This is a genomic window from Kitasatospora sp. GAS204B (genome assembly GCF_029892155.1).
Lineage (GTDB): Bacteria > Actinomycetota > Actinomycetes > Streptomycetales > Streptomycetaceae > Kitasatospora.
On sequence record NZ_JARZAG010000005.1, the window covers coordinates 151,855 to 168,320 of the forward strand.

Annotated in this window: 12 protein-coding genes and 1 pseudogene; 5 read left to right on the forward strand and 8 right to left on the reverse strand. The window is 71.9% G+C overall.

Going from position 1 to position 16,466, the window contains the following annotated elements:
- Positions 1 to 987 carry a methylmalonyl Co-A mutase-associated GTPase MeaB gene (meaB, locus tag P3T41_RS09065; protein ID WP_280689118.1) on the forward strand — a complete coding sequence of 329 codons (987 nt, stop codon included), beginning with the start codon at positions 1 to 3 and terminating at the stop codon, positions 985 to 987.
- Between the two features lie 286 nt (positions 988 to 1,273).
- Here the strand turns inward: meaB and P3T41_RS09070 are convergent.
- The 7 genes and pseudogenes from P3T41_RS09070 to P3T41_RS09100 all read right to left on the reverse strand — a co-directional run.
- A pseudogene (locus tag P3T41_RS09070) lies at positions 1,274 to 1,471 on the reverse strand (hypothetical protein); the annotation flags it as partial.
- 427 nt (positions 1,472 to 1,898) lie between these two features.
- Complete coding sequence (locus tag P3T41_RS09075; protein ID WP_280689119.1) at positions 1,899 to 4,445, reverse strand: collagenase; 2,547 nt, start codon at positions 4,443 to 4,445, stop codon at positions 1,899 to 1,901.
- Positions 4,446 to 4,621: 176 nt separating this feature from the next.
- Positions 4,622 to 5,566 (reverse strand): LysR family transcriptional regulator, encoded by a 945-nt coding sequence (locus P3T41_RS09080; protein WP_280689120.1) that lies wholly within the window; start codon positions 5,564 to 5,566, stop codon positions 4,622 to 4,624.
- A gap of 64 nt (positions 5,567 to 5,630) precedes the next feature.
- Positions 5,631 to 8,396, reverse strand: coding sequence for an apolipoprotein N-acyltransferase (gene lnt, locus P3T41_RS09085; protein ID WP_280689121.1), 2,766 nt, complete (start codon positions 8,394 to 8,396; stop codon positions 5,631 to 5,633).
- A 30-nt stretch (positions 8,397 to 8,426) separates the two neighbouring features.
- A complete protein-coding gene (locus tag P3T41_RS09090; RefSeq protein ID WP_280689122.1) occupies positions 8,427 to 8,705 on the reverse strand; it encodes a dsRBD fold-containing protein in 279 nt (92 codons plus the stop codon).
- A gap of 104 nt (positions 8,706 to 8,809) precedes the next feature.
- Positions 8,810 to 10,114 carry a flotillin family protein gene (locus tag P3T41_RS09095; RefSeq protein WP_280689123.1) on the reverse strand — a complete coding sequence of 435 codons (1,305 nt, stop codon included), beginning with the start codon at positions 10,112 to 10,114 and terminating at the stop codon, positions 8,810 to 8,812.
- A 29-nt stretch (positions 10,115 to 10,143) separates the two neighbouring features.
- On the reverse strand, positions 10,144 to 10,368 hold the full coding sequence (locus tag P3T41_RS09100; RefSeq protein ID WP_280689124.1) for a hypothetical protein: 225 nt from the start codon (positions 10,366 to 10,368) through the stop codon (positions 10,144 to 10,146).
- A 229-nt stretch (positions 10,369 to 10,597) separates the two neighbouring features.
- On the opposite strand from P3T41_RS09100, the gene P3T41_RS09105 reads away from it, so the two are divergent.
- On the forward strand, positions 10,598 to 11,068 hold the full coding sequence (locus P3T41_RS09105; RefSeq protein WP_280689125.1) for a VOC family protein: 471 nt from the start codon (positions 10,598 to 10,600) through the stop codon (positions 11,066 to 11,068).
- An 11-nt stretch (positions 11,069 to 11,079) separates the two neighbouring features.
- Entirely contained in the window at positions 11,080 to 11,607 is a 528-nt protein-coding gene (locus P3T41_RS09110; protein ID WP_280689126.1) for a pyridoxamine 5'-phosphate oxidase family protein, read from the forward strand.
- A gap of 58 nt (positions 11,608 to 11,665) precedes the next feature.
- On the opposite strand, the gene P3T41_RS09115 is transcribed toward P3T41_RS09110, so the two are convergent.
- Positions 11,666 to 12,676 carry a glycosyltransferase gene (locus tag P3T41_RS09115; protein WP_280689127.1) on the reverse strand — a complete coding sequence of 337 codons (1,011 nt, stop codon included), beginning with the start codon at positions 12,674 to 12,676 and terminating at the stop codon, positions 11,666 to 11,668.
- Positions 12,677 to 13,095: 419 nt separating this feature from the next.
- Here P3T41_RS09115 and lysA point away from each other — a divergent pair, with 419 nt between their 5' ends.
- Together lysA and P3T41_RS09125 are read left to right on the forward strand one after the other, a co-directional pair.
- Positions 13,096 to 14,349 carry a diaminopimelate decarboxylase gene (gene lysA, locus P3T41_RS09120; RefSeq protein ID WP_280689128.1) on the forward strand — a complete coding sequence of 418 codons (1,254 nt, stop codon included), beginning with the start codon at positions 13,096 to 13,098 and terminating at the stop codon, positions 14,347 to 14,349.
- A 165-nt stretch (positions 14,350 to 14,514) separates the two neighbouring features.
- The gene (locus P3T41_RS09125; RefSeq protein ID WP_280689129.1) at positions 14,515 to 16,455 is read left to right on the forward strand and encodes an LCP family protein; all 1,941 of its coding nucleotides are present in this window, start codon (positions 14,515 to 14,517) and stop codon (positions 16,453 to 16,455) included.
- Positions 16,456 to 16,466 lie beyond the last annotated feature (11 nt).

Here is a 16,466-nt window from a genome sequence, read left to right on the forward strand (position 1 = left end):
ATGGCCCGCACGATCGATCTCGACCAGTACCACCAGGGAGTGCTCGACGGCTCGCGCGCCTGGATCGCGCGGGCCATCACCCTGGTCGAATCCACCCGCCCCGACCACCGCGAGCTCGCCCAACGCCTGCTGGTCGACCTGCTGCCGCACTCCGGCAACGCGATCCGGATCGGGATCACCGGCGTGCCGGGCGTCGGCAAGTCCACCTTCATCGAGGGCTTGGGCACCCGGCTCACCGGGCGCGGCCACCGGGTGGCGGTGCTCGCCGTCGACCCGACCTCCAGCCGGACCGGCGGCTCCATCCTGGGCGACAAGACCCGGATGGAGAAGCTCTCCGCCGACCCGAACGCCTTCGTCCGCCCCTCCCCCACCTCCGGCACGCTCGGCGGCGTGGCCCGGGCCACCCGCGAGTCGATGGTGGTGATGGAGGCGGCCGGCTACGACGTGGTGCTGGTCGAGACGGTCGGCGTCGGCCAGTCCGAGACCACGGTCGCGGGCATGGTCGACACCTTCCTGCTGCTCACCCTGGCCCGCACCGGCGACCAGCTCCAGGGCATCAAGAAGGGCGTCCTCGAACTGGCCGACCTGATCGCGGTCAACAAGGCCGACGGCCCCCACGACCGCGACGCCAAGGCCGCCGCCCGCGAACTGGCCGGCGCCCTACGCCTGCTGCAAGCCCCGGACGCCGTCTGGACCCCACCGGTGCTCACCTGCAGCGGCCTTGACGGCACCGGCCTGGACGAACTCTGGGACCGCCTCACCCAACACCGCGAACTCCTCGACGCCACCGGCGCGTTGACCGCCAAGCGACGCGACCAGCAGGTCGCCTGGACCTGGGCCATGGTGCACGACCAGCTCTTCGCCCAGCTGCATGAGCACCCGGAAGTCCGCCGCCTCACCCCCGAGTTGGAACAGCAGGTACGGGAGGGCACGCTCACGGCCACACTGGCGGCCCAGCGGATCCTCGCGGAGTTCCGCACCGCGTGACCAGATGACGGGCGATGGAAGCATGCCCACCCAGCGGCTCCGCTGCTGTGTCTGCGGGCAGGACACCGAGGATTCGCAGGACTATGTCCTGCTCGAAGTAAGCGCCGAATCGAGCGCGGCACGTCAGTACTTGGGTGCCCACGCCGGGCACCTGAACTCGGTCCTGGCCAAGGGCTTCAGTGTCGAAGTGCACTTGATGTAGCCCCGGGCCGGGCCCTTCTGGGATCAGAAGGGCCCGGCCTTTATGAAGGCGCCTCCGCCAGCCGCTATCGGAACCGCGCCCAACTCAGCCCCCGTCCACCGGCGCGCCGTACCGCGCCAGCACCTCAGGGGTCGTCGCCTTGCTGAGCAGGCGCAGCTCCCAGGGCCCGGTGTTCACGTCGAACTCCTTGCCGAACCCGACCCATTTCCCGGCCATTCGCCGCCCGGTCGGATCCATCAGGAACTGGATCGCACCGTGGTACCGCGCCCCGTGGTAGTAGCCTGGGGCGCGGAGCGCCTCGCCATGGCACAGCGAACCGACGATCCGCTGGCGGACTACGACCCTGCCTGGTTCTCCCGCGTGTCGCTCCGCAAGCCCGCCGGGTGGCCACCCTGCACTTGCGGCGCGGCGATCTGCCCGGACCGGGACCCCAGCGAGTGAACGCCAACTGTGCCACGCCCGATGGCGACCCGTCACCGGCCGCCGAGTGCACCGAATGCGCCCGACTGCGCGAGCAGACCCGGGCAGCCTACCTCTGCGGCGACGCCTCACGCCTGGCCGACCTCCGAACGATGAGCCGCCTGCACCGGGAATGGCACATCACCCGCACGTCAGGTCAGCCTGAGAGGTCAACTCCCACCCGCCCGAGGCAAGCGGCGGCCCGGAGTCGTGCTCCGGACCGCCGCCGCTGAGACCACCTGCGCAGGGATCAGTACTGAGTGCTGATGGTCACGCCGCTGAAGTCGGTCTGGGCATAGAGGCTGATGTAGCGGTAGCCGGCCGTCGAGTTGGTGACGGTCAGGGTCTGGCTGGTGCCACTGTTGAGCGAGCCGTTGGTGTAGGCGCTCATCGTGGCCCAGGCGTTGGGGTTGTAGAGGAGGTAGGCCGTCCCGGTGCCGCCGGTGCTGCTGACGGTCAGCGTGGTCGTGCCGGCGGGCAGGTAGATGTAGTAGTAGTCCAGGTTGTCCACGGTCGCGGACTGGTTGGCCCGGTAGCAGTTCTGCGCCAGCACGCGGGTGTCGGTCGCGGTGCAGGCCGTGGTGCCGCCGCCACCGCCACTGCCGCTGACGGTCACGGACTGGGTGATGGCCGCGGTCTTGCCGTTGCCGTCGGTGACGGTCAGGCTGACGTTGTAGGTGCCGGCCGCGGCGTAGGTGTGCGACGGGCTGGCGGTGGTGGCGGTGGAGCCGTCGCCGAAGTTCCAGGCCCAGGAGGCGATGCTGCCGCCGGACTCGGTCGAGTGGTCGGTGAACTGCACGCTCAGGCCGGCGGGGGCGGCGTCGAACGCGGCGGTCGGGGTGCCGCCCACCGCGCAGGCGCCGGCGGCGCAGGCGTCCAGCCAGGTGTTGAAGTCGGCGTCGTACGCGGTGCCGATCGAGTTGTAGACCGCGTAGCCGCCGGTGTAGTCACCGGTGCGGAAGTGGCTCAGCATGCTGGCGATGACGTCCGGGTGCTTCTCGACCATGTACCGGACGGCCAGGTAGCCCCACGGGTAGGTGCGGGTCGAGTCACTGTTCTCGTAGGTGTTCTGGAACAGCGTGCTCAGCGCGTAGGTGTGCTTGGGGGCCTCGGCCACCGCGCCGGTGTCGGTCACGTTCCGGTAGGTGTACGAGACGTACTCGGCCACGCCCTCGATCCACCACACGTCCGGGACGGCGATCTGCTGCGTGAAGTCGCCCTTCATGTCGTAGCGGCCGTCGAGGGCGTGGGTGTACTCGTGGTTGAGGTTCCAGATGCCGGCCGTGAAGCCGTCGTTGCCGTTCTGGTAGGTGAGCGAGATCGGCTGGTTGGTGGTGCTGGTCGGGTCGCCGATCAGGGTTATGCCGCCGTTGTTGGTGCTCACCCCGTAGATGCCGCCGGCGTAGGTCTGGTAGTCCTGCGGGCTGGCGAAGACCACCATCTGCAGCGAGGACTCGTACTGGCCCGGGATCGGGCCGTTGTCCTTGACCAGATTGTGGACGAACGGGTCCTGGCCTTGCAGGCTCGCGCAGACCGCGGACAGGTCGGCCGCGGTCAGGCTCTGCGCCAGGATGCTGTGCGTGGCGTCGCAGGTGTGACTGACCGGCAGCGCCGCTGTCCTGAGCTGCTGCGACAGGTTGCAGACGCCGTAGTAGGAGCAGTTGGACTGGTCGTAGTAACTGGCCATGCCGGCCACGCCGACCCAGAGCGGGGCGGTCGGGCCGGTGATCGACGAGGCGTCGAGCAGGCCCTTGATCAGTGGCTTGACCGTGGCCGCCAGCGCCGAGTGCTCGATGAACCGGGACGTCTCCAGCCCGGCGTTGGAGTCCAGGAAGGAGTTGGTGGTGCCCAGCAGGGCCTTGTGGTTGAGCGCGAAGCTGTCGAGCGTGGTGATGATGCTCGGGTCGGCGGTGACCGCGGCGACGTAGGCCGGGTTCTGGTGGCCGCGGAAGAGCGGGGTGTACACCGAGTTGACGAAGTTCACCATGTACCAGGACGCGTCGTACGCGCTGGTGTAGCCGTTCAGCACCTGCTTGTACGTGTTGAGGTACCGGGCCTGCAGGTTGGCGCTGTCGGAGAGGATCATGGCCTCGCCGGCGACCTCGCCGTTGCCGTCACTGACGTCGTTCAGGTGCGGGCTGGCGACGACGGTGTCGAGGGCGGCCTGCACCGCGCTGGTCAGCGAGGCGTCGTAACTGCCGACGTCGGTGGGGTCGTTGTACTGGACGTAGTACCCGCCCTGGAGGAAGTACCCCAGCTGCCACAGGCCGGTCGAGTCGTCACCGGCATAGGAGGCCGCGGCGCTCCGGTACCCGTTGGCGACGGCGGTCATCTGGCTCTCCTTGAACACCCCGGTGGCATTGCCGCCGGTGACGGTGAAGAGCGAGCTGATGCAGTCGATGGTCGAGCCCTGGATGTAGGAGACCAGGGCCGACCCGGTCCGACCGGAGAAGTCGGCCGGGGTGCAGGAGGTGGCGGCATTGGCCGCCCGGCCGGCCGCGTTGGTGCCGGCGAGCCTGGGCGCGGGTGCCTTGGGGGTGGCGGACCGCGGGGAGCGCGGGGGCAGTTGGGCCGGGGCGAGCCGGCCGTTCTGCACGGCGTCCTGGTCGTCGGTGCTTGCGAGGCTGCCGGTCGGCGACACCAGGCCGTGGTGGGGGTTCACGGCCTGGCTGACCTGCTGAGCGGGCTTCACCGTCGCGGCGGCGAAGCTCGGGGTGGCGGCAAAGCCGGCGACAGCCGTACTCGCGGCGGCGAGCACGGCCATGATTCTGGGCAGCCCGAATGGCTGACGCATCATCACTCCTTGGTGGGGGACCAGTGGATGCGCCTCGGATGTAGCGCGTGGAGGCGTGTCAGGCACCGTCGCACGCGCCGTGAGCCAGATCAATGAGATGTGACATACCACATGTCGGATCACGGTCATACCATCGGCCGTGGCCCGGGCCCTGACCGTCCGGCTGGTCCGGTCGGGAGCTACCGGGCTCGGGCGGCCTGGGTCCGGGGGTCGGCGCTCCGGCCGCACAGCTCCTGGTAGGCGGCGGACGCGGCGCTGAACAGGGCCTGCGCGAGCTCCTCGTCGACGGCGCCGCGCCGCCAGACCAGGACGTACCGGCACCACAGTGGCGTGCCGGTCAGCGGTTTCAGCAGGACGCCGGGGATCGGTCGCGTGGTGGCCTGCACCAGCGCGACTCCCAGATCCTCCGCGATCATGTGCTGCAACTGCAGCGGATCCCCGAGGAACTCGTGCACGGCGGGCGGGGTGAAACCGGCCTCCGCACACGCCGCGTAGAAGACACCGGGCCAGCCCGCACCGTCGTCGGGGGTCAGGAACCAGGCGTCCTGGGCGAGCTCGCCCAGCGCGATGTCGGCGCGGTGCCGCAGGCGGTGCCGCGCCGACAGGGCGAGGATGGACGGCTCCGTGGCGATTCCGCGCACCGCGACGGCCTCGGAGTGCCGAAGCTCCAGCCCCGGGTAGTCCACCGCGATTCCGGCCTCCAGCTCGCCCTGCTCCAGCAGTTCGACGATCGCCGAGGAGGCGTAGACGCTGCGCAGCCGGAGGGTGCTGCCGGGCAGTCGGCTGTGCAGCCGGGCCACCATACCGGGCAGCACGGGCGAGTTGGTGACGGCCAGCCGCAGGACGCGTGGTGGGCGGGACTCGGTCTCGGCCGATCGGTGCCCGATCCCCTCCATCCGTGCCAGGACGTCACGGGACTGGGCGATCACCTCGGCGCCGTTGGCGGTCGGTTCGGTCCCGGACCGGGTCCGGACGAACAGCGTCACGCCGAAGTGCTGCTCGATCCTCAGCAGTTGACGGCTCAGCGCGGACTGCGAGCACCCCAGCACCGCCGCGGCCCGACCGAGACTGCCGGCGTCGGCTATCGCGCATACCGCACGCAGGTGCCGAAGCTCCAGTTTCATCCGCCTGTCCCCCCGATTCCCCGCCCGGCCTGGTGTGCTGGCGCTGCCGCCGACGGGGCCATCATTACCGCTCCCGTCGCCGCCCCGGCAACCCCGCCATCGTCCCAGCCGCCGCCAGCACGCTGAAGCTCACCGCCAGCATCCAGTCCCCCGCCCGCTGGTACGGCGTGCTCCCCGACACCAGCGGCACGTCCACCGCGAACGCGCCCCGGTACCCGGCCCCGTGCCAGGCCAGCACCCGCCCGTGCGCGTCGAACGCCGCGCTGTCGCCCGTCAACGACACCTGCACGGCCGGGCGGCCCGTCTCCATCGCCCGCACCGCCGCCAGCGAGGCGTGCTGCGGCTGCGCCCAACTGCCCTGGAACGTCGAGGTGGCCGCCTGGTACACCAACAGCTGGGCCCCGTCAGCGACTTCGGTGCGCGCCATATCGGGGAACGCCGACTCGAAGCAGATCAGCGGCCCGATCGCCACCGGCCCGCTGTGCATCACCGTGGTCCGCTCGCCACGCAGCACGTTGGTCGGGGCAGCCTTGCTGACGCTGGTCGCCCAGCCGAGCATGGAGCGCAGCGGGATGTACTCGCCGAACGGGACCAGCCGGATCTTGTCGTACGTCCCCAACACCCCGCTCCCGCCGATCAGCAGCGACTGCTTGTAGAACCCGGTGCCGTCGGCCGTCGGCGCGTTCCCGTTGACCAGCAGGTCGGTGCCCAGCTGCCGGGCGAAGGCGGCCAGCGACGCGTTCGACGATCCGCCGCTGTTCACGTCGTCGCCCAGGCTGCTCTCCCCCCACACCACCAACCCCGGATGCTGCGACGCCAGTTGGGCCGTCTCGAGCTCCTCGGACGCCTGCTGCTCGGCCGGCGTGCCGAGCACCCCGGGCTGCACCAGCCCCACCCGCACGCTCCCCGTCACCGGCAGCGCGGGCCGTACCGCCGCCCATACCGGGCCGACCGCCAGACACCCGCCCACCGCCACCAATCCCACCACCCGCAACCGAAACTGACGGACCGTCAGAAGCATCACCAGCGCCGTGTTCACCACCATCACCAGGAACCCGGTCAGCCACACCCCGCCCAGCGAGGCCGTCGACAGCAGCTGCGGCTGGTTCCACTGGGTCGCCCCGAGCAACGCCCACGGCCCGCCCAGGCTCTGCCAGGACCGCACCCCCTCCGCGCACACCCACGCGCTCGGCACCACCACCAGCGCGACCGCCAGCCGCCGACCGCCCACCGGCGGCGCCAGCAACCGGTGCACCGCCCACCCCCAGGGCAGCCAGAGCGCGCCCATCAGCAGCGCCAGCAGTCCGAGCGCCGGCCCGACGTCCGGCAGCAGCCAGTACTGGGTGGCCGCCTCGAACCCGGCCATCCCCCACCAGGCCCGCACCACGCCCTCGCGCCGGGTCGGCCCCGCCCGCACCACCAGCATCAGCGGCACCAGCGCGAACCAGGCCAGCCACCACCAGGCGGGCGCCGGGAACGCCAGCACCGGGACGGCCCCGACCGCGAAGGCCAGGCAGCGGCCCTTGTACCGGCCGGGCAGCCGGGCCCGGTGGCGGTGCGGCCGCCAGCCGCGATCCGCCGCCGACAGCACCACCCACCCGAGGGTGAACGCGGCGGCCACCCACCACAGCAGCGCGCGCTCGTGCCCGGTCCGCCACCAGGGCACCATCAGCAGGCCCGCCAGCACGAACGCGACGTTGTAGGCCATGTCGTAGAGCGCGAAGACCCGCCCCCGCGAGCGGTCCGGGGTCGCGCCGCCGAGCAACGCGTCCGTGCAGACCTTCAGCACCTGGAACGCGAAGGCCGCCACCCCGAGGCAGGGCACCAGGACCCAGATCGACGGGTCCAGACCGCCCACGTACGCGGCGGCCGCGGCCGGCAGGAAGGAGGCGGGAACGAGTGCCCGGGCGCCGTAGCGGGCGGCGAGTGGGGTGGCCGCCGCGCTGGCTGCGAAGGTGGCCACGCCGGTGGCGGCGATCGCGATGCCGTAGCCCGAGGCCTTCAGCCGGTACTGCGAGTCCGCGACCAGCACCAGCACCACGAACCCGGCGCCGAGCAGCAGCCGGTGCACGGCCACGGCGAGCAGCGGGCGCCGGATCGCGGTGGTCCGCGCGACCAGCCGGGCCCCGTCCCCGAGGTCGACGGCGACCTGCCGCACCCCGGGCAGGACGAGGTGCCCGGGACTGCCGCCCAGGTAGGGCAGGCGCGTGAAGACGCCCGCCGCCCCGGCGTACAGCACTCCTGCCGCCAGGAACCCGGCCGCCGTCGACCAGCCGACGAACTGCGAACCGCCCACCGCCCCGAGGAACGCCGCCGCCGACCCGACCAGCGCGGAGAACGCGTTGGCCGGCACCAGCCGCTCCCGTGGGACGGTGCGTGGCAGCGCGGCGCCCTTGGCGGTCAGCACCAGACGGGAGGAGGAGAGCAGCAGCAGGACCGCCACGTACGCGGGCACCGTCCACCGCTCGGTGACGATCACCGCCCCGGCCACCACCAGCACCGCCCGCAGCCAGGACACCAGCACCAGCACCCGGCGCCGGTCGAAGCGGTCGAGCAGCACCCCGGCGAACGGGCCGAGCAGGCTGAACGGGAGCAGCGTCACGGCCAGCACGACCGCGATCCGGCCCGGCGTGGCGCCGCGCCCCACGTCGAAGAGGACGAACTGGGCGAACGCGATCTGCGCCAGCCCGTCGGCGCCCTGCCCCAGGCACTGGCCACCGACCAGTCCGCGCAGCGGGCCGCGCAGGTCCTGCCGCAGGGAGCGCGGCCCCGGCGGCCCGGCCGCCGCTGCCGGCACCGGGCCGCCGGAGAGGTCCGTCCGCTCGCTCATCTGCGGCCCGTCATCCCGGGTCCCCGACCCTCAGTAGTCCGGGTAGGCGGGTCTGCGGTTCACGTCCCCGATGTCACCGTCCGCCTGGGCACGCAACTGCTGCGCCAGCGCCCGCAGCGCGCGGGAGGCCGCCAGCTCCTCGCCGAGCCGGTAGACGGGGCGGTCGGCGGTGTTCCGCTGCGCCTGGCCGTAGCCGTGCGCAGCGGGGGCCCGATCGCCGACCAGCCGGGCCTGGCAGGCCGTGGTCGTGCCGTCCTCCTCGAAGCTGAGCTCGACGTCCCACTGGTTGTCCAGCCGGTAGTTCCGCATGCCGCACCTCCAGGCCGCTTCACCGACCAGCCTGCGCCGACCGACCGGCCACGGCAACGCACGGCCGGTTCGCCAACGCACGGCCCGGTTCACCGCAGCGAGCCTCAGCTCAGCCCCGTGCCCTCCTGACCATCCGCACCATCCGCCTGCGGCACCGGAGCCTGCTGCGGTGCCACGACCCGCCCCGCCGCGCCACCCTGCGCCTGGGTCGAGCGCCTCAGCACGTCCAGGATCGCCAGCCCCTGCCCCACGATCCCGGCGGTGACCTGGCTGACGCCTTCGCTGCCGTTGAGGATGGTCAGGTTCGACCCGGCGATGCCCTGCGACGCCGCGTCCACCAGGGCCGGCAGGTTCTCCACCACCCGGCTGGCCGCGATCAGCTCCTGCGCCCCGCCGCGCAGCGACTCGGCGCGGGCCGCGTTCGCGGCGGCCTGGGCCTCGGCGAGGGTCCGCTCGGCATAGGCGTCCCCATCGGCCTGCACCCGCACGGCCTGCGCCTCGGCGGTGGCCAGCGTGGTGCGCCGGTAGGCCTCGCCCTCGGCCTGGAACTTGGCCATGTCGCGCTCGGCCTCGGCGATCGCGCGCTGGCGGTAGGCCTCGGCGTCGGCGGGGCGGCGGACCTCGGCCTCCAGGCGCTGGGCCGCGAGTTCGACGTGCCGCTGGGCCAGCGCCGTCTGCTCCTCGATCACCTGCTGCGTGGCCTTCGCCTGGGCGAGCGGTCCGGCCTGCGCGGCATGCGCGTTGGCCTGCTCGGTCTCGGCGACGAAACCGGCCCGCTTGATCGCGGTGTCGCGCTCGTACTCGGCCTTGAGCGCGAGCGCCTCCTGCTCCCGCTGGGCGGCCTCCTGGTCGGCCTTGGCCTGCGCGATCCGGGCCTGGCTGGCGACGGCGGCGGCATGCGGGGCGGCCAGGTTGGTGATGTAGCCGGTGGCGTCCTCGATCTCCTGGATCTGCAGGGCGTCGACCACGATGCCCAGCTTCTCCATCTCGTTGTGGCTGCCGGCCTTGACCTCCTGGGCGACCCGGTCGCGCTCGCGGATGATCTGCTCCACCGTCAACCCACCGACGATGGACCGCAGATGGCCCGCGAAGATCCGGCCGACCAGCTCCTCCATCCGCTCCTGCTCGGCCAGGAACCGGCGGGCCGCGTTGGCGATCGAGACGAAGTCGTCGCCGACCTTGAAGACGGTGACCGCGCGCACGGTCAGCCGGATGCCCTGCTGGGTGACGCAGTCCTCGGCGATCTCCGCCTCGCGCAGCGCCAGCGACAGCTTCCTGGCCTTCTGCTTGACCGGCATCACGAAACTGCCGTGGCCGGTGACGATCCGGAACTGGGTGGCCTGAGCCTGGCGCTTGGAGCCGGAGATCAGCAGCGCCTCGTTCGGCGCGGGAACCTGCCAGAACAACATCGCGTCCTCCTTGGGAGCGATCGAGCGAGCTAGGTGTGGGGGAACGGAACGACCAGCACGGAACGGGCCGATATCCGCTCCACGACCATGACCTGGGTGTTGCGTGCGATCGGCGCGTCGGCCCAGGCTGCGAACGCCTCGCTCCCGCCGCGCACCGGCAACAGCACCTCGCCGGCACCGTCCGGCGGGATCGACACGGTGACCCAGCCGACGGCGCCGACCGGACTCTCCTCGGCCTCTTCCGGCTCCGCCATCAGCCTCACCCGCTCTCCGGCCCCGGCCTCGCCATTCGCACCACCGCGGTGCCCACCGCTGCTGTCCAATCTAACGAGCGGAGCGACCGTTGGGACCGCTCGCCGCGCTTGACCCACCCGATGGACCCCACCGCGCGGCTCGCCGAGGCCGTTCGGCGCCCCGTGACACGCTGGCCGGCGGGAATCCGCACGAGTCCGCGCCCGTCCATCCACCCCATGGAGGCTGCCCATGAGTACCGTCAAGCCCATCCCGGACAACTACCCCCGCGTGTCGCCCTACCTCTTCATCAGCGGCGCGGCCGCCGCGATCGACTTCTACACCTCGGTGCTCGGCGCCGAGCAGCGCGGCGACCGGATGCTCGGCCCGGACGGCCGGATCGGCCACGCCGAACTGAGCATCGGCGACTCGGTGATCATGCTGGCCGACGAGAACCCGGAGATCGGCGTGCGCAGCCCGAAGACGGTCGGCGGCTCGCCGGTGCTGCTGAGTGTCTACGTGGCGGATGTGGACGCCGTCTGGGCCAAGGCGATCGCGGCCGGCGCGGTGGAACTGCGGCCGCTCGCCAACCAGTTCTACGGCGACCGGACCGGCACCTTCGAGGACCCGTTCGGCCACCGCTGGAGCGTGGCCAGCCACGTCGAGGACGTCCCGCCGGCCGAGATGGCGGCCCGGGCCAAGGCCGTGATGGGCGGCAACTGACGCCCGCGGCGATGACGCCCCAACCAGGGACACCCGAGCCCAGCGCCGCGCGCCCGTACATGCCGGGCTACGGCATCCGGCCCGCCGACCAGGGCACCGGCCTGCTGCCCTGGTCCTGGGCCGAGCGCAGGCTGACCGGCTCGCACGACTACTGGCTCTGCACGGTCCGCCCGGACGGCCGACCGCACACCATGCCGGTCTGGGGCGTCTGGCTGACCGGCGCGCTCTGGTTCAGCAGCAGCCGCCAGTCCCGCAAGTACCGCAACCTGGCCGCCCACCCCGACTGCGCGATCAGCACCGACGACCCGCACCAGCCCGTCGTGCTGGACGGCCGCGCCGAGGTGCTGGCGGGGCAGGCGGAGATCGCCGCCTTCCTGGCCGCCCTCAACGCGAAGTACGACACCGCCTACGGCCCGGACTTCCTCGACCCCGCGGTCAACGCCACCTTCCGGGTCCGGCCCGACTCCGTCTTCGGCCTGACCGACGCCGACTTCACCGGCTCCCCGACCCGCTGGACCTTCGGCCGGGCCAGCCGCTGAACGCTCGGCCGGCCCGAACGCTCAGGCCCGCCCTGACCCGCTCAACCCTGCCGGACGCTCAACTCGCCCGGCCGGCCCGCCCCGCGACCGCCGTGCGCGCGATCTGCGACAGCTTCGCCACCTCGAACGCGCTGTACACGCCGCCGGCCAGCAACGAGAACTTCAGGCCCTCCCGCCCGCCCGGGCGCCGGTAGCCCTCCGGCTGGTAGCGCTGGTAGTGCTCGGCGGCCCGGTGGAAGAACCGCGGGCGGGCCGCCCGGCTGACGCAGCCCGCGAGGTCGAAGACGAAGAGGTAGTGCCGGACCATTCTGGTGAACAGGTACGGTCTCAGCGATTCGCTGCCTTCCACCGCCTCCAGCGCCTCGAAACTCCGCTCGTACTGGTCGAACAGATCGAAGGTGCTGCTGCCGGGCGATCCGGCCGGGTGCACCGTGTGCCGCCGGCGCAACTGCACCAGTTCCTGCGGCAGCACGGCGATCCGCTCCGCCGCCAGCAGCGCCTGGTGCGCCACCGGCACCTCCTCGTACTGGCCCTCGGGAAACGCCAGGCCCGCGCCCTGCCAGACCCGTCGGCTGATCAGCCGGTCCCAGACGTGGGCCGGCGCCCCGAACAGCTCCGGGTGTTCGGACAGCGCGAACACCGAGTCGCCGATCCCGGCCAGCAGATCGGCCGCCGCCCCCGGCCAGATCCGCCCAGCGTGCAGCCGGGTGTGCCCGAAGAGCACCAGATCGGGATGCTCTGCCGCGCCGACCCGCTCGGCCAGCGCCAGCAACGCCCCGGGGGCCAGCAGATGGTCGCTGTCCAGGAAGAGCAGGTAACGCCCCTCGGCCCGCTCCGCCCCCGCGTTCCGGGCGCGGCCGACCCCCACCGCCGCGTTCAGCCGCAGCACCGACACCCGCCCGTCCCGCGCGGGGTACGGCAGCTCGGCGGCGCCGTCCGGCGACGGGTCGGTGACCACGATGACCTCGAAGCCGCCGAAGGACTGGTCGAGAATCGAATCCAGGCAGCTCGCGAGCTGTTCCCGCTGGTCATGGGCGGGCAGGACGATGGAGATGAGCGGTGCGGGCATGCGGCAGAAGGTAGGCCGATGTCCGGAACGCAGCAAGGCCCATCGAGTGAGGAATCGGGCATATGTGACGTTCCGTCGACATGCTCACCACACCCTCACGCGCCCGCCGGGTGACGGGCACAGTCGACGGACCGTCAGGCGGCTGCGGCGCTCCGTGACAGGCACTGGCGACCATCGGCCGGCAGGTCCAGGACCCGCCCCGCCCTGAAATATTTCTTCGCCGCCCACACCGGACCGTCCGATTTATCGGCATACCCCGATCGCCCGGGAATTCCTTTTCCGCTTTTCCCGCAAGGGTCGACCCGCAGTACAGTGACGGGAATTCCAGCACCGTCCGCTGTGTGGACACCATAGCAATTTCCCCGCCCTTTCCGCGACAATTCCTCCGCCCACCCCGTCGGCCGAACAGGACCTCACCCGTGACCACCACCCCTGCCTTCGACGGACCGCGGCTGGCCCGGATCGCCGAGGAGTACGGCACCCCGGCCTGGGTCTACGACGCCGCGCACATCCGCGCCCAGATCGCCCGGCTGCGCAGCTTCGACGTGATCCGCTTCGCGCAGAAGGCCTGCTCCAACACGCACATCCTGCGGCTGATGCGCGCCGAGGGCGTGCTGGTGGACGCGGTCTCGCAGGGCGAGCTGGAGCGGGCGCTGACCGCCGGGTACCAGGTCGACGGCCCGAACGAGCCGGTGGTCTTCACCGCCGACCTGCTGGACCGCGCCACGCTGCGCCGGGTGGTCGAGCTTGGCGTGCCGGTCAACGCCGGCTCGCCGCAGATGCTCGACCAGGTGGGCAGCGCCAGCCCCGGGCACCCGGTGTGGATCCGGATCAACCCCGGCTTCGGGCACGGCCACAGCCGCAAGACCAACACCGGCGGCGAGCACAGCAAGCACGGCATCTGGCACGAGCACCTGGCCGACAGCCTCGAGTTGGTCGACCGGCACGGGCTGGACCTGATCGGCCTGCACATGCACATCGGCTCGGGGGTCGACTACGGCCACCTGGAGGCGGTCTGCGAGACGATGGTCAAGCAGGTCAGGCTCTCGGGGCGGGACGTGCGGGCCATCTCGGCGGGCGGCGGCCTCTCGGTGCCGTACGCGCCGGGGCAGCCGGAGGTGGACACCGAGCGGTACTTCCGGATCTGGGACGCCGCCCGGCAGGAGCTGGCGGCCGAACTCGGCCACCCGGTGCGGCTGGAGATCGAGCCCGGCCGCTTCCTGGTGGCGGGCGCCGGGGTGCTGGTCAGCGAGGTGCGGGCGCAGAAGCCGGTCGGCAGCAACCACTTCGTGCTGGTCGACGCGGGTTTCAACGACCTGATGCGGCCCGCGATGTACGGCAGCAGCCACCGCGTCTCGGTGCTCGCGCCGAGCGGCCGGCCGCGCCCGGAGCCGGTGTTGGACACTGTGCTGGCCGGTCCGCTCTGCGAGTCGGGCGACGTCTTCACCCAGCTCGAAGGCGGCGAGGTGGAGCCGGTGCCGCTGCCGCGCGCGGAGATCGGCGACCTGGTGGTCTTCCACGACACCGGGGCCTACGGCGCCAGCATGTCCTCCACCTACAACTCGCGCCCGCTGATCCCCGAGGTCCTGGTCGAGGACGGCACGCCCCGGCTGATCCGCCGCCGCCAGAGCGTTGCCGAACTGCTCGCCCTGGAGACCGGGCTGAGCGTCTGAGGGTCCACCGGCCGGTTCGTCGACCGACCTTCGCGTGAGTGTCAGTCAACTGAGCCTGCCCTAACCTCAGTAGCCTCAATTAAAACTATGATCTCAAATTGATATAGTCTCCCGCCAAGCGCCCAGGGGGAGGACCTGGCACAGCCAGAGCTTGGTGGTCACCGCATGACGTTCGACGGCAACGGCCTTACGGGGGACGGCAGTCCGGACCAAGGAGGCTACTCGCCCTACGGCGGCTTCCCGGCGCACGCCACCCCGGTCGAGCCCGCCGAGAGCGCCGCGGCCGCCCCGGGCTCCACCGGCCAGCACAGCCCCGCTCCCACCGGCGGCCGGGCCGCCGCCCGCAAGGCCGCCAGGTCGGGCAACGGGCGCCGGGCGGCCGGTCAGCCGGCGGACGCCGCCGAGGCCGCCGCGCAGCCGGGCGGGCGGGCCGCCGCCCGGGGCCGTGGCGCCGGCAAGCTCAGCAAGGCCGCCAAGCGCAAACGGATCCTCAAGTACGGCGCGGCCGGCGTGGGTTTCCTGGTGGTGGCCTCGGTCGGTGGTGGCTACCTGTACATCCAGCAGCTCAACTCCAACATCCGCAAGGGCGATCTGAACAACGGCGGCGCCGCGCTCGCCCCGCCCTCCAAGCCGAACGCGGCGGGCCAGACCCCGCTCAACATCCTGATGATCGGCTCCGACGGCCGGACCAGCGCCGCGGACTGCAAACTCGGCGGTTCCTGCGACGGCAGCGCCCCGCACGCGGACGTCGAGATGCTGGTCCACCTGTCGGCGGACCGCAGCAACGCCTCCATCATGAGCATCCCGCGCGACACCCAGGCCGCCATCCCCACCTGCACCAACCCGACCACCAAGGCCGTGCTGAAGGCCCGGCACTCGATCATCACCGACAGCCTCAACGTCGGTGACCCGGGCTGCGTGGTGGACACCTGGGAGCAGCTCACCAAGATCCACATCGACCACTACATGATGGTCGACTTCGCGGGTGTGGTGAACATGGCCGACGCCATCGGCGGCGTGTCCGTGTGCACCAAAGAGAACGTGATGGACTTCCAACCCTCGACGGACGCCCAGGGCGTGCACCACGAGATCGGCTCGCACCTGGTGCTGCCGGCCGGCACCCACTCGATCCAGGGCGAGCAGGCGCTGGAGTGGCTGCGCACCCGGCACGCCTTCGGGGACGGCACCGACATCGGCCGCGCCCAGGCCCAGCACCTCTACATCAACTCGATGATCCGCTCGTTCAAGTCAGCCAAGACCCTCGCCGACCCGCTGAAGCTCAACGACCTCGCGCAGGCCGCCACCAAGGCGCTCCAGGTCGACACCGGCCTCGGCACGGTGGACGCGCTGGCCTCGCTGGCACTGGAACTCAACAAGGTGCCCACCGCCCGGATCACCACGGTGACCATGCCGTGGGCCTACCAGAAGGACCCGGGCAACCCGAGCGCCGACCTCGTGGAGACGACGCCCGACTCGGCCAAGCTGTTCCAGATGATCGCGGCCGATGTCGCGCTCGACCGCAACGCCCCGCCGACCGGCCCCGCGCCGAGCGACCCCGCCGCCGCGAGCAGCGCCCCGGCGAGCAGCGCGCCCGCCGCGCCGCCGGTGGACAAGGCCGCCGTGCGGATCGACGTGCAGAACGGCAGCGGCGGCACCGGTCGCAGCACGGCGGTCACCGACGCGCTCACCGCGCAGGGCTACACGCACGCCACCCGGGACACCACCCTGCCGCCCAAGTCCCCGACCAAGCTGCTCTATCCGGCCGCCCAGCAGGCGCAGGCGAAGGCGGTGGCCGCCTCGCTCGGCCTGCCCGACAGCGCGCTGAGCGAGTCCACCGTCTCAGCGACCCACCTCACCCTGGTGGTGGGCACCGACTGGACCACCGGCACCAGCTTCCCGGGCGGCACCGCCGCCGGCGCGGCGAGCCAGGCTGCCGCTCCGGTGCCCACCGCGCTGCCCACCACCGCGCAGTCGCAGAACGCGCAGGACGACGCCAACCAGTGCATGGACGTCAACCCGGCCCCGTACAGCTCGTTCAAGGACGGCCAGAACCACTACATCTACAGCTGGACGGGCCCGAACACGCCGAACGTGCCGCAGCCCTGAACCGCCGACGT